Source organism: Staphylococcus sp. HMSC062H10 (genome assembly GCF_001836945.1).
Classification (GTDB): Bacteria; Bacillota; Bacilli; order Staphylococcales; family Staphylococcaceae; genus Staphylococcus; species Staphylococcus aureus.
This window is the reverse complement of record NZ_KV830972.1, coordinates 138804-159640: the sequence shown is the minus strand read 5'-3', so window position 1 is coordinate 159640 and position 20837 is coordinate 138804. Positions and strand designations below refer to the sequence as shown.

General features: G+C 32.8%; 17 protein-coding genes. 1 reads left to right on the top strand and 16 read right to left on the bottom strand.

Annotated features, from left to right (window positions below; all coding sequences use genetic code 11):
• The first annotated feature begins 132 nt into the window (after positions 1-132).
• Positions 133-2685 (top strand): lipoteichoic acid-specific glycosyltransferase YfhO, encoded by a 2553-nt coding sequence (gene yfhO / locus HMPREF2658_RS03440; RefSeq protein ID WP_070854200.1) that lies wholly within the window; start codon positions 133-135, stop codon positions 2683-2685.
• Positions 2686-2927: 242 nt separating this feature from the next.
• Here the strand turns inward: yfhO and rplS are convergent, their stop codons facing one another.
• The 16 genes from rplS to fakA form a co-directional block, all read right to left on the bottom strand.
• On the bottom strand, positions 2928-3278 hold the full coding sequence (gene rplS, locus HMPREF2658_RS03430) for a 50S ribosomal protein L19 (RefSeq protein ID WP_000181404.1): 351 nt from the start codon (positions 3276-3278) through the stop codon (positions 2928-2930).
• A gap of 102 nt (positions 3279-3380) precedes the next feature.
• Positions 3381-4118 (bottom strand): tRNA (guanosine(37)-N1)-methyltransferase TrmD, encoded by a 738-nt coding sequence (gene trmD / locus HMPREF2658_RS03425; RefSeq protein WP_000687328.1) that lies wholly within the window; start codon positions 4116-4118, stop codon positions 3381-3383.
• Positions 4118-4621, bottom strand: a complete 504-nt coding sequence (gene rimM, locus HMPREF2658_RS03420) for a ribosome maturation factor RimM (protein WP_001261993.1) — start codon at positions 4619-4621, stop codon at positions 4118-4120. The genes trmD and rimM overlap by 1 nt, the downstream gene beginning before the upstream one ends.
• 187 nt (positions 4622-4808) lie before the next feature.
• Positions 4809-5084, bottom strand: coding sequence for a 30S ribosomal protein S16 (rpsP, locus tag HMPREF2658_RS03415; RefSeq protein WP_000268754.1), 276 nt, complete (start codon positions 5082-5084; stop codon positions 4809-4811).
• A 434-nt stretch (positions 5085-5518) separates the two neighbouring features.
• Entirely contained in the window at positions 5519-6886 is a 1368-nt protein-coding gene (gene ffh, locus HMPREF2658_RS03410; RefSeq protein ID WP_000863474.1) for a signal recognition particle protein, read from the bottom strand.
• Positions 6887-6911: 25 nt separating this feature from the next.
• On the bottom strand, positions 6912-7244 hold the full coding sequence (locus HMPREF2658_RS03405; RefSeq protein WP_000531319.1) for a putative DNA-binding protein: 333 nt from the start codon (positions 7242-7244) through the stop codon (positions 6912-6914).
• Positions 7231-8481, bottom strand: a complete 1251-nt coding sequence (gene ftsY, locus HMPREF2658_RS03400; protein ID WP_000007686.1) for a signal recognition particle-docking protein FtsY — start codon at positions 8479-8481, stop codon at positions 7231-7233. The genes HMPREF2658_RS03405 and ftsY overlap by 14 nt, the downstream gene beginning before the upstream one ends.
• Positions 8481-12047 (bottom strand): chromosome segregation protein SMC, encoded by a 3567-nt coding sequence (gene smc / locus HMPREF2658_RS03395; RefSeq protein WP_000262713.1) that lies wholly within the window; start codon positions 12045-12047, stop codon positions 8481-8483. Before smc ends, ftsY begins: the two co-directional genes overlap by 1 nt.
• 146 nt (positions 12048-12193) lie before the next feature.
• The gene (gene rnc / locus HMPREF2658_RS03390; RefSeq protein ID WP_000043237.1) at positions 12194-12925 is read right to left on the bottom strand and encodes a ribonuclease III; all 732 of its coding nucleotides are present in this window, start codon (positions 12923-12925) and stop codon (positions 12194-12196) included.
• Between the two features lie 114 nt (positions 12926-13039).
• On the bottom strand, positions 13040-13273 hold the full coding sequence (locus HMPREF2658_RS03385) for an acyl carrier protein (protein WP_000426914.1): 234 nt from the start codon (positions 13271-13273) through the stop codon (positions 13040-13042).
• A 242-nt stretch (positions 13274-13515) separates the two neighbouring features.
• Positions 13516-14250 (bottom strand): 3-oxoacyl-[acyl-carrier-protein] reductase, encoded by a 735-nt coding sequence (fabG, locus tag HMPREF2658_RS03375; RefSeq protein WP_000167269.1) that lies wholly within the window; start codon positions 14248-14250, stop codon positions 13516-13518.
• A complete protein-coding gene (gene fabD / locus HMPREF2658_RS03370) occupies positions 14243-15169 on the bottom strand; it encodes an ACP S-malonyltransferase (RefSeq protein ID WP_000047361.1) in 927 nt (308 codons plus the stop codon). The genes fabG and fabD overlap by 8 nt, the downstream gene beginning before the upstream one ends.
• Complete coding sequence (gene plsX / locus HMPREF2658_RS03365; RefSeq protein ID WP_000239741.1) at positions 15162-16148, bottom strand: phosphate acyltransferase PlsX; 987 nt, start codon at positions 16146-16148, stop codon at positions 15162-15164. The genes fabD and plsX overlap by 8 nt, the downstream gene beginning before the upstream one ends.
• Positions 16149-16152: 4 nt before the next feature.
• On the bottom strand, positions 16153-16725 hold the full coding sequence (gene fapR, locus HMPREF2658_RS03360; protein ID WP_002864472.1) for a transcription factor FapR: 573 nt from the start codon (positions 16723-16725) through the stop codon (positions 16153-16155).
• Positions 16726-16927: 202 nt separating this feature from the next.
• Positions 16928-18988: an ATP-dependent DNA helicase RecG gene (gene recG, locus HMPREF2658_RS03355; RefSeq protein WP_070854199.1), complete on the bottom strand. Its 2061-nt coding sequence runs from the start codon at positions 18986-18988 to the stop codon at positions 16928-16930.
• Positions 18989-19177: 189 nt separating this feature from the next.
• On the bottom strand, positions 19178-20824 hold the full coding sequence (gene fakA / locus HMPREF2658_RS03350; protein ID WP_000623909.1) for a fatty acid kinase catalytic subunit FakA: 1647 nt from the start codon (positions 20822-20824) through the stop codon (positions 19178-19180).
• Positions 20825-20837: the final 13 nt, after the last annotated feature.

Here is a 20837-nt window from a genome sequence, read left to right as displayed (position 1 = left end):
TCTTTACCTATCGAGAACCTCATTAACTTTAGTTTCAGTTAAACTTAATTTTAAATTTGAAAGTTGAGGATAATGTTGTGTTAAAAAAAATGGTCAAATTCAAACGTCAAACAATTCTTGGTCATAACTTTCATGAGCGTAATATTAACGCTTATTTTATTTTCTACTCATATCTATGAATATATTGTGAATGGTACTGTTTTTAGTGGATCTGGAGATGGATTCCGTCAAATGATGCCATTTCAAATGTATTTGTATGAACATCTAAGTAGTTTTTCTAGTTTATATGATGCATCGTTTGGATTAGGTGGCGATTATATGAAAGGACTATCATATTATTATTCGCTGTCACCTTTAATGTGGCTCAATTTTCTATTCATTAAAATAGGAGAAACAGTTGGTATATTTAATCCGACAACAATACATTTTTGGCCGACAAACCAACTTATTATGGCTATGGTACGAGCTATCATAACATTTGTCGTGACCTTCTACTTATTTAAAATATTACACTTTAAACGCTCAACAAATATGATCGCTACGATTTTATACGGCATGTCAACTGTCGTTATATACTTTAATTTTACTTGGTCATTTTATGGAAATTTATTATATTTATTGCCATTATCGATTCTTGGATTGGAAAGATATTTTCAACAACGCAAAATCGGTATTTTCATTGTTGCGATTGCCTTAACACTATTTAGCAATTTTTATTTCAGTTATTATCAAGCTATTATTATAGGTTGCTACTATTTATATCGACTCATTTTCACTTACAAATATGACATTGTCTCTAGAACACAAAAATTAATTTGCGTCATATCTGCTACAGTATTGAGTGTATTATCAAGTGTATTTGGTTTATTCACTGGCATTTCTGCGTTTTTGGAAAATGACAGAAAGCAAAATCCCAATGTTGATATACCATTTTTGACACCACTTGATTATCATTATTTTTTCTTTAGCGATGGATTTTTCATTACGATTTCAATTCTTACTATCGTTGCATTATTGTCATTCAAACTGTATCGTTTTTACTTTTATAGACTTTTCGCAATAGTAACATGGATATTATTTATTGGTTCATTATCACAGTATTTCGACAGTGCTTTTAATGGTTTTTCATTTCCAGAAAGGCGTTGGGTGTATATCTTAGCACTATCATCAAGTGCTCTTTGCGGATTGTTTATTCAACATTTATCAACATTAAATATGAAATATTATTTAATCAGAACAATACCAGTAAGCATCATCGCATTACTTTATGTATTACTATCACCGACACACCCACTCGCACTTATAGTAGGTATTATCCTGCTAATGGTGCTTGCCGTTATTTTAAAATTTAGTTTATGGCGTTATAAAAAATTAACCGTTGCAATATTAGTATTAATCGTTATGATTCAACAAATCGTCATTTTAGATAACAACAAAAATATGGCAATCAAACCTTATCAACAATCATTATCAACGTTGAAACAACATGATTACCATAGTAACTATGTAAACCAGCTTATAAAAAAGATAAATCAAAATGCAACAGGCCCATTTAATCGCATTGATTATATGTCAGACTATGCATTAAATTCACCATTTATATATCATTATAATGGCATTTCATTATATTCTAGTATTTTTGATGGAGACATTTTAAAATATTATGACAAGACACTCCAAATTAATATGCCAATTGATAAAAACAGCACTTATAGACTACTTGGCAATCGTCAAAATTTACTATCACTTTGGAATGTTAATGATCGAATTAGAGTGAATCATGATGACAACTTACCATATGGATTTAAAATTAACTCTGAACACAAAGACAATAAAGTTCGTTGGATTCATTCTAAAAATACCATCCATTATCCAAGTGCACATATTACAAATAAGGTCTTTTCCAATAAAGAATTAAAATCTCCATTAGATAAAGAACAAGCAATGTTGCAAGGGATTGTTTCTAACAATACTAAAGATGTAAATACACATTTTAAAGCCAATAAAAATTTACTATCAGATTCAACAATTAAATTAAATAGTGCAGCCTGGCAATCTCCTACAAAACATTTATTACAAGTTAAACAAAATAATGGTGGTCTAACTGTACAGTTGCCAAAATCAGTTTCTAATCAATTTAAAGATTTGTATTTTGAAATGGATTTAGAATTACTTTCGCCGGATAAAGCTCATGATGTTAAAGTGAATGAATATACACAAGAAAGAAATAAACTCACTTATAAATATCGACGCTTTGTAACACCCGTAACAATACTTATTAAAGTTTCAGATAGGATTAGATTATCATTGCCTAAAGGTAAGTATCGTGTAAATTTAAAAGGGATATACGGCGAAGATTATACCACGCTTAAAGACGCTTCAAATTCATTAGAGGCTGTCAAAGTTAGTAAGACAAAGCAAGGTTATACTATTACTAAAAATAAAAATTCATCTGGGTATATTGTTTTGCCAACAGCATATAATCAAGGTATGAAAGCGACATCAGGTGATCAAAGTCTTAAAGTTGAACAAGTAAATGGTGTTATGACCGGCATTAAAGCACCTAAAAATATAACAAAGATTCAATTGAGCTATACCCCACCATACTATTATTTACTTATAACAATTACTATATTTGGCATTATATGTAGTATAATTTTCACGAGATGGGCAAGACAAAAATAATGTTGCTACGCATATATTTAATAAATCTACTAAGTCCTTTTCAATGGCACTTAGTAGATTTTTTTTATATAACCATTTTGAGCAAACACGTTATGAATAAAGAAGCGAAAAACAATTACATTATCAACTTCACATTAACAAAACAGCAAAAAAAGCCATCTAGATCACTCCATAAAAGTGATCTAGATGGCTTTGTTGTTTGAGTCGAATATGACTCATACATAGCTTTGTTTAAATGCTGATTAACGAATTTCTTGGATTCTAGCAGCTTTACCACGTAAACTACGTAAGTAATATAATTTAGCACGACGTACTTTACCACGACGTTTAACTTCGATTTTTTCAATTTTTGGTGTGTGTAATGGGAATGTACGTTCCACGCCAACACCTGATGAAATTTTACGAACTGTAAACGTTTCAGAAACGCCACCGCCACGACGTTTAATTACAACGCCTTCGAATACTTGGATACGCTCACGAGTACCCTCAATGATACGTACGTGTACACGTAAAGTATCACCAGGACGGAAACTTGGTAAGTCTGTACGTAATTGTGATTTAGTTACTGCTTCGATTAATTTGTGATTTGTCATTATAAATTCTCCTCTTCAACCTATGTTCTTGCCTCGACAAATATATAGCAGCGGATCATAGTGATTTTTGTGTTTCCACACTCAGATTATGTTAGCACAATACTAACCTTTTTTCAATCCTATTTTATATCTTTCTAATATTTGCTTATCTGCATTAGTTAATGGATATTTTTCAATTAAGTCAGGTCTTTTATTATATGTGCGGATCAACTTTTGCTCATGTCTCCATGCATCAATATTGGCATGATTTCCAGACAATAAAACATCTGGAACTGTTAGACCCTTAAATTCACGCGGACGTGTATATTGCGGAAACTCTAATAACCCATCAGAAAATGAATCGTCTTGATGTGACTGTTCATTACCTAAAACACCTGGAATAAGTCTAACAATAGCATCAGTCATGGTCATCGCTGGCAATTCTCCACCTGTTAAAACATAGTCACCCATTGATATTTCATCTGTGACAAGATGTGTTCGGATACGTTCATCGTAACCTTCATAATGCCCACATATGAAAACAATGTGGTCAGCCTTGCTTAATTCAACAGCTTTCTGATGTGAAAATGGCTCGCCTTGTGGACACATTAAAATAACGCGTGTTTGTTCTGTGACATCTAAGTCTTCCATCGCATTAAAAACAGGTTCAGGCTTTAACACCATACCTTGTCCGCCACCATACGGATAATCATCTACTTGATTGTGCTTGTTAATTGCATAATCTCTAAAATTAACCGTATTGATTTGTAATTTATTGTTTTCTTGGGCACGTTTCATAATTGAATGATTTAAAACACCATCAAACATTTCAGGAAATAAAGTTAAATAATCAATTTTCATTAATCCAACAATCCTTCCATTGGCGTGATGATAATTTTTTTATTTTCAACATCCACTTCTTTTACAACATCAGCAATATAAGGAATCAAATATTCTTTAGATCCTTTAATCACCCACACATCATTCGCACCTGTTTCAAATATATTAATTACACGACCTATTGGTGTTTCTTGATCATCAAAAACTGTACATCCTATAATATCTGAATAATAAAATTCATTTTCCTCAAGTACGATATCTTCATGATCACGCTCTTGATAAATAGAACTCCCTTTTAGATGCTCAATATCATTAATATTATTAATACCTTCAAATGTGAGCATATGAAGCCCTTTATGCACTCTATGTGACTTAACAGTATATTTAAGGTCGTTATTGTTATGCACAACTGTCAGCACTTGACCGGGTTGAAAACGAACGTCTGTAAAGTCTGAATTGGATTTCACTTTAATTTCACCTTTAATACCATGTGTGTTAACAATTTGACCAACTTCAACTCTCATTCTATTACCTCCAACTCTATGCTTTGAACACTTCTATTTTAATTGAAAATAATTCAAAGAAAAAGGGCACCATTATGGTACCCAATACGTTCTATATTACTAACATGTGATATTCCCAACGTATCATTGAGTAATAACTGTCAGTGTAAACGAGTTATTCTTATTGTTAGAACAATTTTACGCTAAATTACTTAGCTTTCTTTTGTTCGTCAAATTTTTTCATAATACCTTCTTTTGATAAGATATTGTGAACTGTATCAGTTGGTTTCGCACCATCATTTAACCATTTTAAAGCTAACGCTTCGTCAACTTTAATCTCTGGAGCATTAGCGCTCGTTGGGTTATAAGTACCGATTTGTTCGATGATACGTCCGTCACGTGGAGAACGAGCATCTGCTACTACGATACGATAGAATGGATTTCTTTTTGAACCTAAACGTGTTAAACGAATTTTAACTGCCATTTATAAAATCTCCTTTAAGTCATGTTTTAATTTTTATTTTCTACAAGAAATAATATTAACAGGTGTATGAATGTTTGTAAAGAGTTTTTTCTTTACCTAGAAATTTATTGAACCTTTTTCTTACAAAAATAACTATGCGATTACTAAATTAGACTGTTAATAGGTTATAAAAATTCATAGTAAATTTCACCATATACGTGTTTAGTTAATTTATCTCGTAAGGACATGAATGGTACGACTTCTAACGCACACGTTCCACCAATATAACTTATTAATATTAGCAACAATAACCTCATGTTCTAGCAAATCAGCTATTTCAGTTTTGAATTATTATTGTGTATCTAAAAATATGCACCCCATAAAGTTATATTCTTTAGTATAACTTTCGGGATGCACATCTAATTGCAACAAAAATCAGCGTGTTAAATTAATAATTAAAACGGTAAATTCATACCTTTTAACATATTTTGCATTTGATTGCGTTTACCTTTTTTACCTTTACCGCCACCAGTGAATTGTTTCATCATTTTCTTCATATCGTTAAATTGTTTCATCAAACGATTGACTTCTTGTAATGAACGACCAGAACCTTTAGCAATACGCTTTTTACGTGATACATTCAATGTGTCTGGATTGTTTCTTTCAGCCGGCGTCATTGACTGGATAATCGCTTTAATATGATCAATTTGCTTTTCACTCATATTAAGCTTATCTAGACCTTTCATTTTATTCATACCTGGAATCATTTTCATAATATCATCCAGTGGTCCTAAATTTTTCACCTGATCAAGTTGTTCTAAAAAATCATCTAAAGTAAATGATGACTCACGCATCTTTTTCTCTAAATCTTTTGCTTTTTCTTGATCCACATCTTGTTGCGCTTTTTCAATTAAACTTAACACATCACCCATACCTAAAATACGTGATGCCATACGTTCAGGATGGAATAGCTCTAAACCATCTAACTTTTCACTCATACCAACAAATTTAATTGGTTTTTGTGTCACCGAACGAATAGATAAAGCTGCACCACCACGTGTATCACCATCTAATTTAGTTAAGGTAACACCTGTGACATCAAGTTGATCGTCAAAAGATTCTGCAACATTGACAGCATCTTGACCCGTCATTGAATCGACAACTAACATAATTTCGTTTGGTTTAGCAATGTCTTTTACTTCTTTTAATTCGTTCATCAATGCTTCATCGATGTGTAATCGACCTGCTGTATCAATAATTACAAAGTCTAAATGTTCTTCTTTAGCATGTTTTAATGCATTAGTTACAATTTGTTGTGGCTTTACTTGATCTCCTTCACTGTATACAGGAATATCAATTTGTTTCCCTACTGTTTGTAATTGATTTATCGCTGCTGGACGATAAATATCTGCTGCAACTAACATAGGTTTTTTGTTGTATTTTTTACGCATCAATAATGCTAATTTACCTGCAGTTGTTGTTTTACCAGCACCTTGTAAACCAACCATCATAACAACAGTAGGTGGTTTATTTGACATATTAATCGATGTATTTTCTCCACCCATCAACTTCGTTAATTCATCTTGAACTATTTTAATAACTTGTTGCCCTGGTGTTAATGATTGCATTACATCGGAACCTAATGCGCGTTCTGATACTGTTTTAATAAATTCTTTTACCACTTTAAAGTTTACGTCAGCCTCAAGTAACGCTAATCTTACTTCACGCATCATTATCTTTATATCAGCTTCAGTAAGTTTACCCTTACCACGCATTTTTTGCATCGTCGCTTGCAGGCGTTCTGATAAGCCTTCAAATGCCATATCGATGTCCTCCCTCAATTTATATCTATTCTAAGTCTTCTAATTGTTGAATATAACGTTGTATTTGTTCTGGATTACTTAAATGTTTTTTCATTTCATCATATATTTCTCGGCGTTGCTCAAATTTCTGGTATAATTCCAATTTCTTTTCATAATCTTCAACTAAATCGCCAGTTCTTCTTATATTATCATAAACTGCTTGTCTACTCACATTAAAAGTATCTGCGATTTCACTTAAAGAATAATCTTCGAGATAAAATAATTCCAAATAATTACGTTGTTTATTCGTCAATAAGGATTGATAAAAATCAAACAAATAATTCATTCGTAACGTTTTAACTAAATCATTTTGCCCCATGATTATCGTCCTTTTCTTCTGTTACAATTTGATCATTTTCAACTGTTGTTATTTCTTCATTTTGTTCAATCATATCAGCGAATAAGCCGTAGACATAACTTTCAGGGTTAAATGGTTGTAAGTCATCTAATTGCTCACCTAAACCTACATATTTAACTGGAATGTGCAATTCATTACGAATGGCTAATACGATACCACCTTTGGCTGTACCATCTAATTTCGTTAATACAATACCTGTAACATTTGTTACTTCTTTAAAGTTTCTAGCTTGTGACAACGCATTCTGACCAGTTGTAGCATCTAAACATAGTAATGCTTCATGAGGCGCATCTGGCACTGCTCGATTAATTACACGCTTAACTTTTTCTAATTCTTGCATTAGATTTGTTTTATTTTGTAAACGTCCAGCGGTATCACAGATTAAAATATCAACACCTTTGTTTTTAGCGGCATTAATCGCATCATACATAACAGCAGCTGGATCAGAACCTTCACTTTGGCTAATTACATCTACACCAACACGTTCGCCCCAAACTTTCAATTGATCAATAGCACCCGCTCTAAAAGTATCGCCCGCAGCTAACATTACTTTTTTACCTTCCATTTTATATCGGTAAGCTAATTTCCCAATTGTTGTTGTTTTACCAACACCATTCACACCAACCATTAAAATGACATTTAAACGACCATCTTCTAAGTTCATAGCTTCTGAATTATCATCTTCTTGATGGTAAATCTCTACGATTTTTTCAACAATGACTTCACGCAAATCTTCAGTATCTTGAATATTACGTCGTTGTGCTTCCATACGTAATTCTTCAGTTAACGTCATCACTGTATTAAAACCGACGTCTGCAGTGATTAACATTTCTTCTAAAGCTTCAAAAAAGTCTTCATCTACTTTACGATATCTCGCTATCAAATTATTTAATTGTTCTTGGAAATTTTGACGAGATTTTTCGAGTCCTGCTTTAAATTTAGCACCCATTTTTTGAGCTTCAATTTCTTCAAAATCTTCAATTGATATCAAGCCATCGTCATCAAAATCCGCTTCACTCAACTTGCGTGGCTTTTTTTTCACTTCAGCATTTTCTGCTAAATCATTTACGTCCTGCGTTGAACCTTCAGAATGTGTATCTTCTAATTTGTCTTGACCTTGTTCTTCTGTTAAGGATTTAACTTCTTCATTTTCTTTATTTGTTGCAAACTTATCTTTTAAGCGTTTAAAAAAGCTCATTATTGCTCCTCCTTCAACACATCATCTATTGTATTTAAATTCACACTCACAAGTTTAGTAACACCTGATTCTTGCATTGTTACACCGTATAACCTATCTGCAAATTCCATTGTTCCTTTACGGTGTGTAATAACAATGAATTGTGTTTCGTCTGATAACTCATTTAAATATTTTGCGTATCTAATAACATTCGCTTCATCTAATGCAGCTTCAACCTCATCTAATATAACAAAAGGTGCAGATCTTACTTTTAAAATTGCAAATAGTAAAGCAATAGCAGTTAATGCACGCTCACCACCACTTAGTAACGATAAATGTTGCAACTTTTTACCCGGTGGTTGTACCACAATATCAATACCAGCTGTTAAATAATCGGCTTCAGTTAATTGCAATTCTGCATCGCCTCCACCAAACAATTGTTTGAACACAGCTGTAAAATGTCCTTGAATAGCATGGAAAGTTTCTTTAAATCTTTCAGTAACCTCTTGATCCATTTCACTTATAATTTGCTCTAATGTTTCTTTAGCTTTACGAAGATCTGTACGTTGCTCACTTAAAAATGTATAACGTTCATTTAACTCTTCAAATTGTTCAATTGCATTTAAGTTTACAGGACCTAGTTCATCAATCGACATCTTCATTAATTTAACTTTTTTACGTAATGCGTCAATCGATTCATCACTCGTATATTCAGATTTTGCACGTTCAACAGTCAATTGATATTCATCATTTAAATGATCTATCGCATGATGAATTAATACATCTAGCTTTGATTGTTCAGCTTTAATATCTTGGTAGTGATTTTCGATAGCTAAAATATCTTGGTGACAAACTTGTAGTGTAGCTTCTTGCGCATCGATTTGTTCATTCAACTCAATACGTTGTTGTTTCAATTTATCTAATTCATCAGCTAAGCGTGTTCTCGTTTCTTGTTGACCATTAATTTGATCTTTAATATTTTGAAAAGCTTGTTCGCCCATCACTTCATCCGAATTAAAAAATGCAATTTTTTCTTTAACATCATTTAATTGATTTTTAGTTTGTTGACTTTGATTATTTAATCGATCTATTGTCTGTTGTTGTGTTTTAATACGCTCTTTAACCACAGCAAGATCAGATTGTTTCTGATGTAACGTTTGTTGTGTTTTAGTTACGCTTTCCTTACCTTCTTTAGAAAGTTTTGTGTAGCGTTCAATTTCATCTTCTAGTCGTTTTAAAGATGCTTTAATACTTTCTAAATGAGTTTCTTTTTCAGTCAAAGTTTGTCGACTTTTGTCACTCGTATAACCATCATTTTTTTCAAATTCGAATTCTTCATGATCATTTTTTATTTGTGTTTCTTGTGTAGTTAATCTATCGAGCTCCATTTCAAAATGATGCACTTGCTCTTTAAGTGTATTATGCTTTTGACTTTTTTCAAAATACAGTTCACTTAATTGATCGCTTTTTATCTTCAACTCTTTAAATTGTTGTTCAAATGATTCTGTTTGACGCAAGTAATCTTCTAATTGGTGTCTCATTGTTGTCAACTCGTCTTTTTGAGACAGAATACTTTTTGACTTACGAGCGCCACCACCAGTCATAGAACCACCAGGATTTACAATATCACCTTCCAAAGTAACAATACGAGTTCGATATTTAATCGCACGTGCCAATTCATTTGCATGCTTTAAATGATCAACGATAATCGTATTACCTAATAAATTCCCAATAATATTTTGATATTCTGGTGCTACTTTCACTGCTTCCGAAGCAATACTAATAAATCCGTTTGCCTCTTTAGCAATAGACTTAATATCAGTCGCTACCACTCTACTCTGTATAACATTTAATGGTAAAAACGTCGCACGACCTAAATTACGTTCTTTTAAAAATTGAATAGCCTGGCGACCATCTTTTTCTGAATCTACAATGACATGTTGTAATGAAGCACCTAATGCTGTTTCAATTGCCTGAGTTAATTTAGATGGCACATCAATAATTTCCGCAACTGCACCATGAATGCCCTTTAATTCTTTATTTTTAGCTTTCAAAATATGTTTGACGCCATTGAAAAAATAAGTATATTCTTCCTCTTGCGTTGCCAAACTATCAATACGTGTTTTCATTTTTTCGGTATATCGATATGCTTGATACAATTTCTCTTCGTATTCGTTTTGTGCTTTTTTTGTATCAGTGAGTTCTTTTTCTATATTTTTAATTTCTTTATCTACAGCAGAAAGTTCCTTGTTGGTCTGTTGATATTCTTTTTTAGTCGTTTTTATTTGACCCTGAATATCTTTCAATTGCTCAAAAACTTCAACTAATCGAGAATCTAGTCTTGATTTTTTAGCCTCATTCTCTTCTATAGTATGCTTTAAAAAACGAATATCATTGTTAACATCTGATTGCTCTGACATTAATGTATAGTATTCATTTTTAATTTCTTCCAATTTTTCATCGTGTGCTTCGTCTGAAACATATAGTTGTTCTTCAAGTTCACGAATGACAGCATTGAGTTCTTTTTGTTTACTTTTCAGAGACTTATAAGTATCTTGAGCTTCAGAAATCTCACTTGATATATTTTCTAAAAGCTCCATTAAATTTTCTTGTTCTTCTTCATATCGTGCATTTGTTTCAGATTGATTTTTCTTACGTTCTTCTAAAACATTTAATTGTCCCGTATATTTTTCAAAGGCTTCCGTAGCTTTTACTAATTGATAATTAAGCGATTCAACATCATTATCAAGTTGATGACGTTTACCTTTATATTGTTGAATTTGTTGGCTTAAACGTTGCTTGTCAGCTTCTTTATTTGCTTGTTGACCTTGTAAATCATTTAAACGTTGATCTAATTGTCTATTGTCATTTGTATATTGATCAATATCGTGCACTGTAACTACAATGTCACTATGTTTCATTTGGTGTGAAAGTGTCTTATATTCTTTAGCTATAGCTGCCTCCTCTTTTAGAGGTTCTACGCGACCTTCCAAATCATATAAAATGTCTTCTACTCTCGTTAAATTATCTTCTGTTTGGTCAAGTTTATTTAATGATTCAGCTTTACGTTTTTTATATTTAAGTACACCAGCCGATTCTTCAATAATTTGACGTCTATCAATTGGTTTAGCATTTAGTATTTCATCAACTCTACCTTGCGAGATAATGCTATATGCTTCTTTCCCCAATCCAGAATCTAAAAATAAATCGGCAATATCTTTTAATCTTGCACGGTCATTATTTATGTAGTACTCACTTTCACCACTTCGATACAATCTTCTTGTTACAATAACTTCGTTTTCATCAACACTGAGCTTTTTAGAATGATTATCTAATCTTAACTGTACTTCAGCATAATTTTGAGCTTTGCGATGTTCTGCACCTGAGAAGATAATATCTTCCATTTTTGAGCCACGTAATGATTTAGCCGATTGTTCACCCAACACCCATTTAATAGCATCTGTAATATTACTTTTACCGCTTCCATTTGGACCAACAATTGCAGTTACACCTTTATCGAATTGAACATTGGTTTGATCTGCAAAAGACTTAAATCCAATGGCATCTATTGATTTTAAATAAACCATCCTAAACTCCTTATCACAATTTTAAAGAACATACGTATACGATATTTTAATATTTGTATATTAAATTTCGAGGTTGTTCCATAAAATATTAAAAATTCTTCCATAAACCCTAAATCGAACACCTATATGTCGTATCATATAAATTTCTATTTAATTTGCTTTAATTGCTTATAGGCACTTTCAGCAGCACGTTGTTCTGATTCTTTTTTCGTTTTCCCTTTACCTTCAGCTATTGCTTCCCCTTGCAGAATAACTTCTGAAGTGAATAGACGATGATGTGCCGGTCCCTCTTCTTTTATTAAATTATAGGTTACATCACCTTTATTTTGCTGGTGCACATATTCTTGGAATTGTGTTTTAAAATCTACCACGCCTAATAACTCATTTTGTTCTACATGTGGGAAAATGACTTTCTCAGCAAATTTCCAAACTATATCTAGTCCTTGATCCAAATACAATGCCCCAATAAATGCTTCGAATGCATCTGATATTAATGATGGTCTTGTACGTCCCCCTGTTTTCTCTTCACCTTTACCAAGTAAAATCATTTCGTTCAATCCAATTTTATTCGCAAATATTACAAGTGAGGGCTCACATACAATAGTGGCACGCATTTTTGTTAAATTCCCTTCTGGCAAGTTGGGATGTTTATCAAATAAATATCGTGAAACCGTCAATTCTAATACCGCATCACCCAAAAACTCTAAACGCTCATTATGGTCTAAACGATTCATATTAAAATCATTAATAAAACTCGAATGCGAAAATGCTTGTTGGTATAAATCAATATTTTGATAAGTAAAGCCTAACTCTGTCATTTTAGTATCAAAGCGCTTTCTAAAACGATTAACTATCTCACTTTTCTTTTGTTTAGACATTATTTTATCTCCTTTATGTGTTGCTCTTGAATCATCTTTAATTTTACGTTAAAACTATTGATAATTAAAGAAAAAACTGAGTCGACAATACTGACGACCCAGATGTAAGATTTATTATTTTTCAAGACTGTTAATAAATTTAACAGCATCACCAACAGTGTTGATTTTTTCAGCTTCTTCATCAGGAATTTCAGTACCAAACTCGTCTTCTAATTCCATTACTAATTCAGCGATATCAAGTGAGTCAGCGCCTAAATCATCTTTGAAAGATGCATCTTCAGTTACTTTATCAGCGTCTACACCTAAACGGTCAACGATGATATCTTTTACTTTATCGAAATTTTCCACGTCGATTCACCTCCTTTAAAAATGCCTATAAATAGACTATTATATTTTCCCATTTTAAATTCTAAAAAACAAGTAGAAATTTTAGAAACAGTTATCAATTTATTGATTACTGTTTCTTAGGGAGAAATTCTGGAACCTTATCTTGGTTGCTTAGAATTTCCTCCGCAAAGTTGACTAGGTCAGGCAATTCTCCATTGGATGACCAGTCAACCACTGTGTCAATGAGCTTTAGCTCAAATATATTACATGTACATTCCACCATTTACATGGATTGTTTGACCTGTAATATATTTTGCTTTGTCTGATGCTAAGAACGCTACTGTATTAGCAATATCTGTGTCTTGACCAAAACGTGCTAACGGAATTTGAGTCAACATTTGTTCTTTAAGCTCATCACTTAAAGCATCTGTCATATCAGAAACAATAAAACCAGGTGCAACTGCATTTACAGTGATACCACGAGATGCTAATTCACGCGCCGCAGATTTAGTTAAACCAATAACACCTGCTTTTGTTGCAACATAGTTTGCTTGTCCCGGATTACCTACTGCTCCAACAACACTTGATAAATTAATGATAGCACCACTACGTTGTCTTAACATTTGTGGTGTTGCTTTTTGGATACAGTTAAATACACCTTTTAAGTTTGTGTCAATAACATCATCCCACTCTTGTTCTTTCATACGCATTAATAAATTATCGCGAGTAATACCTGCATTATTTACTAAAACATCTAAAGAACCAAATTGGCTAACTACTTCTTTAATCATTGCTTTAACTTCATCAGCATCGGCAACATTTGCTTGAATCGCAAAACTGTCAACACCTTTAGCTTTGATTTCTTCGACTACTGCTTCAGCTTTCTCTTTGCTGCCTGCATAGTTTACTGCTACATTATATCCTTCTTCTGCTAATTGTAACGCAATACTACGTCCAATTCCTCTTGATGCACCTGTTACTAAAGCACTCTTAGTCATTTTCATTCCATCCTTTCACATCTTCTAAAGTTTGAATTGATGTTAACTTAACATCTCTATTTATTTTTTTAATTAAGCCAGATAAAACTTTTCCAGGACCAATTTCAATAAAATGATCAACACCTTGTTCTATTAGCCATTCTGTTGAATTAATGAATTGTACTGGTGAATATAATTGTTTGACCATATTAGATTTAATTACTTCTTTGTCAGTTACACCTTGCGCATTTACATTTTGAACTACAGGAAACTTAGCATCACGCCATTCAAATTGATTAATATAACTTGAAAAATCTTCTTCAATCACTTTCATTAGCGATGAATGGAATGGGCCAGATACTGCTAAAGGCATGACACGTTTTGCGCCTAATGATTTACCTTTTTCTACTAGTTCATCAATTAAAGCTTTATGACCTGAAACAACAATTTGACCTGGGCAATTAATGTTTGCTGGTTCAATTATTTTGTCATCAGATGATAATGACTTACAAATTTCATCGACTTTATCAAAATCTAATCCCAATACTGCAGCCATGCTTCCTACACCAGTAGGAAATGCTTGTGCCATTAATTGACCACGTTTTCTAACAATTTTAACTGCATCTTCAAATGATAATACGTCAGCTGCAACTAAACTTGAATATTCACCTAAACTATGTCCCATAGTAAAATCGGGATTCAAATTTTTTAGTGCTGCTAATAATGCCGAACTATGCGTCAATAAAGCTGGTTGCGTGTTTTCAGTTTCACCCAATTTACCTTCTTCATCAGTAAACATTGTCTCTAAAATATCAAAGTCTAATGTGTTTGCTGCTGAAGTTAAAATTTCAGTTGCTTGATCGTTGTTGTTATATAAATCTTGTGCCATGCCAACTTTTTGGGCACCTTGTCCCGGAAAAATAATTGCTGTTTTACTCATTTGATTCACCTACAGTCTCTTTCATTGTTTGTACAATATTTTGCTCTCCTGCGATTTTCGCTTGTCTAATTGCAGAATAAAAAGCTTTAGCATTTGAACTACCGTGTGCTTTAACTACGGTACCTTCCAATCCTAATAATACGGAACCACCGTATTCTGAGTAATCCATCTTTTTAGCGAATTCGGCTAAATCTTTCTTCAATATTGCACCTGCTAATTTATTTTTAGTACTACTCATAATCGTATCTTTTAACATTTTACCGATTGATTTTGCAGTACCTTCTAAATTTTTAAGGACCATGTTCCCAGTATAGCCATCGGTAACTACAACATCTGTATCGCCATCCATTAATGTCTTCGCTTCAATATTCCCAACAAAATTCAATGAATGATCTTGATTTAATAACTCATATGATTTTTTCGTTAAACTATTACCTTTAGCTGGCTCGGTACCTATATTTAATAATGAGATTTTCGGTTTATCAATACCTCTAATTTTTTGAGCATAAATATCCCCTAGTTGCGCATACTGTAATAAGTGTTCAGGTTTAGCATCAGCATTTGCACCAACGTCTAAAAAGACAAAACCTTTTCCATCAATCGTTGGCAATGTTACTACTAAAGCCGGTCTAGCTACACCTTTAATACGTCCAACAATGAATAAACCAGCTGACATTAAAGCACCAGTATTACCTGCTGACACACATCCATCTGCCTCACCAGATTTCACAGCTTCAGCCATTTTTACCATTGAGCTATCTTTTTTACGTTTAATCGCTCTAACAGGCTCATCTTCCATTTCAATCTTTTCAGAACAATGTCTAAATTCGATTCGTTCATGGTTCAGATTATACTTTTTTTCGTCACCGAATAGTATAATTTCTAGATCTTTAAAGTCTTCAACAGCCTTTTGTACGGCTTCTAATACGATATCAGGCGCATTGTCGCCACCCATCATATCAATTGCTAATTTAACCATAATTTTATCCTCGCTTATCATAAAACATTTTAAAATTTCCTTTGAAAACTAATGTATGTTTAACATATGACTTTACTTCGACGTAAAAATGTTTTGCAGTTTGATTTACAACTCGTGCTTCTGCTCTTACCGTATCATTTAATTTTACTTTTTCAATAAATTGAATGCTACTCTCATGAGTTAAAACTGTTGGTTGCTTAATTAGCGCAACACATAATGAATTCGCCTGTGCAAACAGCACATGACCACGCGCAATTCCAGTTTTATGAAAAACAGAATCCGATGTAATATCTAAAATTGATTGCGCTTTAACATTTGGATTGACTTGAATCAAATCACCAATAAATTCTTGTTCTTCAATAGAACTTATTTGGTCATAATTTTTTTCAGCAACTAATTTAATACGCTTCCTTAATTCTGGTATGTTTAAATAAGTGCGATCTAAACGAATTGTTTGTATACTCACTTGAAATAAGTCGCTTAGTTCATGGTCTGTGATGAAGGGATTGCTATCAATTTGTTGTCTGATTGCTTCTCTACGTTTATCTTTCTTTAGTTTCAACGTCTCACCCCTCATTTTTTAGTACCTAGTCTTAAACATTCCTCACATATCATAACACTTTCTATTTAACCGACTCAACAAATAACTGTATTATTTAGCTATTATTTAGTCGAAAATTTATAAATTTTTAAAATACCACTTTACATTTAAATAGTTCAAGTGTCATATCACTCAATTAACGAAGTGTTGCACTTAAATTGACAAATCAGGATGGCAATTAGTCAAAACTGCGATGTAATAAATTTTCTTCAACAAAATGGCGTAAATGTTGATACGTATTTTCAAAGAATACGCCAGATTGAATAAGTTCAGCTGCTTCATCACGAGCAACTTCTAACATACGATAATCTTCAACTAAATTGGCAACTAAGAAATCTGGCAATCCACTTTGTTTAACACCAAAGAAATCTCCAGGACCACGCATTTCTAAGTCTCGTTCACTCAATTCAAATCCATCCGTTGTTTGTGTCATAATTGTCATTCTTTCAATTCCTGTTTCTGTTTTAGGGGATGCAATTAAAACACAGTAACTTTGCTGGTCACTTCTACCTACACGACCGCGTAACTGATGTAAAGTTGATAATCCAAAGCGATCCGCATCATAAATCATCATAAAAGTTGCATTCGGTACATTAACACCTACTTCAACAACAGTAGTAGAAACTAAAACATCTATCTCATGATTACTAAACTTTTGCATGACCTCATCTTTTTCATCGGCAGACAACTTACCATGCAATAATCCTACACGAGAAACACCATAATACTGTTGTAAAGACTCGTACAATGCGACAACATTTTGAACATCTTCGAGATGCTCAGAACTTTCTATAAGCGGGCAAATGACATATGCTTGACGACCTTTTTTCAACTCTGAGGTCATTTGCATCAAAACTTTATCGTATTGCTCATGCTTTGCCCAAGTAGTAATGATAGGTTTACGACCTTTTGGTAATTGTTTAATTGAAGACACATCCATCTCACCAAAAACTGATATTGCTAGTGTTCTTGGTATCGGGGTTGCTGTCATAAATAACACATTCGTCATTGCACCTTTTTCTCTTAAAAGTTGGCGTTGATTCACACCAAATCGATGTTGTTCATCTGTAATTACTAAACCAACATTATGGAAAATTACATCATCTTGAATCAAAGCATGGGTTCCAATTAAACAATCAATCGTACCATTTTCAAGTTGTTCTAAAAGTATCTTTCGTTTCTTACCTTTTACTGACCCAGTTAACAACGCAACGTTCATAGAATCTCCAAATAAAGCAATTAAACTTTCAGCATGTTGCTCTGCTAAAATTTCAGTTGGTACCATCAATGCTGATTGATAGCCAGCCGTTTTTAACGCATACATACAAATTGCAGCAACTACTGTTTTTCCTGAACCTACATCACCTTGAAGTAATCGATGCATACGTATTGGTGCTTTTAAATCTCTAAAAATTTCATTAACACTGGATTTCTGTGCTTCAGTTAGTTCAAAAGGTAAACGATCAATAAATGATTTAACTTGGTCTAAGTCATAATCAATTTCAATTGCTTCGTCAGATAACTTTTCTAATCTATTTAGCCATTGCATACGTAATTCGAATAAAAACAGTTCAGTAAATGCATAGGTTCTACGAGCACGTAATAAATCCTCTTTACTTTTAGGATGATGTAACGTGTTCAAAGTAAAGTCCAAGGTCTCTAATTTATATTTTTCTCTTAGTTCATCAGTTAACCATTCATGAATTGTCACATCATTTAACGCTTGTCTAATTTGGTCTCGTATTTGCTTTTGTTTAATACCTTCCTTAATACGATAGACTGGTTCTAATTGAATATCTGCGTTTTCTTGAGTTTGTGTACCTTGTGAATTAAAGAAAACCCTATTACCAGTAATTTCCTGTTTAACCCTATTCCACTTACCTTTAACAGTTATAGTTTGATTTAATTCGATTTTCTTTTTTAAATACGGTTGATTGAAAAAAATACATTTGACAGCAATATTATTTACCATTAAATGAACAGTTAATTTTGATTTATTTCTTCCAAAAAATGCAACTACTGGAGCTGTATATACTTGTCCTTCTATCGTAACGTTAGATTGATCTTCTGCTTGATTCAAATCAATCACTGTATTATCTTCATATCTAGCTGGCAAATAAAGAACAAGATCTTCCACTGTATGAATATTTAGTTGTTGCAACACTTCTATTTTCTTAGGACCTATACCTTTTAATTGTAAAAGAGAATATGGACTTTCTATTAAGTTTACTTTCGCCAAAATAAATCACCTATGTTTTATTTGATTTTACGTATCATTTAGTATGTTATTTATTTTATCATGACTAAGTTGAACATGACATTGTTAGCAACTCGAGAATGATACTTTTAACCCGCTATCTCACTAAAATAGCAAAATAAAAAACTACCAATTGATGATTTATCATTGGTAGTTTTTTATTTTAAATTTTTATTCTACTGAAAAGAAATATTGATAAATTGGTTGTCCACCTTCATGAACTTCCACTTCTACATCTGGATATCGCTCTTCAATCCAGTTTATCATGTTATCTGTAACTGCTTGCTCTGCATCTTGACCAATAATCACAGTCAATATTTCACTATCTTCTGCTAACATCTCATTTAACAACTCAGTAACCGTTGTTAATTGATCACTTTTGCTGCTTACAATCTTATCTTCAATTAAGCCCATAAACGCGTCTTTTTTAATCTCAACGCCATCAATTTTCGTATCACGAACAGCGTACGTTAATGAACCAGATTTAACGTTATTTACTGAATCAGCCATTTGCGCTTTATTTTCTTCAAGTGTTGCGTCCACATCATATTGGAATAGTGCGCTTATACCTTGAGGAATAGATTTCGTTGGAATAACAACTGCTTCTGCATCAACAATACTCGCTGCTTGTTCACTTGCCATTAAGATATTTTTATTATTCGGTAAAATAATTGCACGTTTACATTTTGATTGTTCAATGACTTTAACGATATCTTCTGTAGAAGGATTCATCGTTTGTCCACCACTAATGATATGTGTGGCACCCATTGATTTAAATATCTCTGAAATACCTTCACCCATAGAAATAGTAATAATTGCTGTTTCAACCGTTTCCATTTTCGGTTTAGCTGTGTGCTGTTCTTTTCGAATCACTTCACGATGCTGTTCTCTCATATTTTCAACCTTAAGTTTAATTAATTCACCATATTGTTGACCATAATTAAACACTTTACCTGGGTATTCGGTATGCACGTGAACTTTCACAATTTCTTCATCATTAATGACTAATAAAGAATCACCAAATTGACTCATATCTTGCCTGAATTCTTGTTCATCAAAGGCTTTTTTATTCTTTCCAAAACGAACCATCATTTCAGTACAATAGCCATAAATAATATCTTCAGTATTAATTACACCATGGAAATCATGTTCATCATGTACAAATTCATCTTTATCTAGCTTTGCAACTTTGGCTTCAACTTTTTCACCTTTAAGCGCTTTTAAGAAACCTTCGTAAACGCATAACAAACCTTTACCACCACTATCAACAACACCAACTTCTTTAAGTACAGCTAATAAGTTTGGTGTGTTTTCAAGTGATTCATTGGCTTTTACAATAATGTACTCCATTAGTTCTATACAATCTTCAGTACTATTTGCTTTTTCTATTGCAGCTTGCGCAGCATCTTTTGCAACTGTAAGTATTGTACCTTCAACTGGTTTCATAACAGCTTTATATGCCGTTTCAACACCAGCTTGAAAACTTTCAGCTAACAATTTTGAATTAATTTCAGATTCACTTTCAATATTTTTACAAAATCCTCTGAATAATTGTGACAAGATGACACCAGAGTTACCTCTTGCACCCATTAGTAAACCTTTCGAGAATGTTTTACCTAATTCGCCGATATTTTTCGACAAATTATTCTCTACTTCTTCGCGACCTGAAGTCATAGTAAGATTCATATTTGTTCCTGTATCACCATCTGGCACTGGATACACATTCAAAGAATCTACCAAATCTGCATTGTTAGATAAATTTTGTGCCCCTTGTATAATCATATCGGCAAATAATTTACCATTAATTTTGCTAATCATTTCAAGTTGTCCT

What these genes read in the sequence shown, in the direction of transcription:
- yfhO (WP_070854200.1), top strand. Translation starts at nt 133, where the DNA reads ATGAGCGTAATATTAACGCTTATTTTATTTTCTACTCATATCTATGAA.
- rplS (WP_000181404.1), bottom strand. Translation starts at nt 3,278, where the DNA reads ATGACAAATCACAAATTAATCGAAGCAGTAACTAAATCACAATTACGT.
- trmD (WP_000687328.1), bottom strand. Translation starts at nt 4,118, where the DNA reads ATGAAAATTGATTATTTAACTTTATTTCCTGAAATGTTTGATGGTGTT.
- rimM (WP_001261993.1), bottom strand. Translation starts at nt 4,621, where the DNA reads ATGAGAGTTGAAGTTGGTCAAATTGTTAACACACATGGTATTAAAGGT.
- rpsP (WP_000268754.1), bottom strand. Translation starts at nt 5,084, where the DNA reads ATGGCAGTTAAAATTCGTTTAACACGTTTAGGTTCAAAAAGAAATCCA.
- ffh (WP_000863474.1), bottom strand. Translation starts at nt 6,886, where the DNA reads ATGGCATTTGAAGGCTTATCAGAACGCCTGCAAGCGACGATGCAAAAA.
- HMPREF2658_RS03405 (WP_000531319.1), bottom strand. Translation starts at nt 7,244, where the DNA reads ATGGGGCAAAATGATTTAGTTAAAACGTTACGAATGAATTATTTGTTT.
- ftsY (WP_000007686.1), bottom strand. Translation starts at nt 8,481, where the DNA reads ATGAGCTTTTTTAAACGCTTAAAAGATAAGTTTGCAACAAATAAAGAA.
- smc (WP_000262713.1), bottom strand. Translation starts at nt 12,047, where the DNA reads ATGGTTTATTTAAAATCAATAGATGCCATTGGATTTAAGTCTTTTGCA.
- rnc (WP_000043237.1), bottom strand. Translation starts at nt 12,925, where the DNA reads ATGTCTAAACAAAAGAAAAGTGAGATAGTTAATCGTTTTAGAAAGCGC.
- fabG (WP_000167269.1), bottom strand. Translation starts at nt 14,250, where the DNA reads ATGACTAAGAGTGCTTTAGTAACAGGTGCATCAAGAGGAATTGGACGT.
- fabD (WP_000047361.1), bottom strand. Translation starts at nt 15,169, where the DNA reads ATGAGTAAAACAGCAATTATTTTTCCGGGACAAGGTGCCCAAAAAGTT.
- plsX (WP_000239741.1), bottom strand. Translation starts at nt 16,148, where the DNA reads ATGGTTAAATTAGCAATTGATATGATGGGTGGCGACAATGCGCCTGAT.
- fapR (WP_002864472.1), bottom strand. Translation starts at nt 16,725, where the DNA reads ATGAGGGGTGAGACGTTGAAACTAAAGAAAGATAAACGTAGAGAAGCA.
- fakA (WP_000623909.1), bottom strand. Translation starts at nt 20,824, where the DNA reads ATGATTAGCAAAATTAATGGTAAATTATTTGCCGATATGATTATACAA.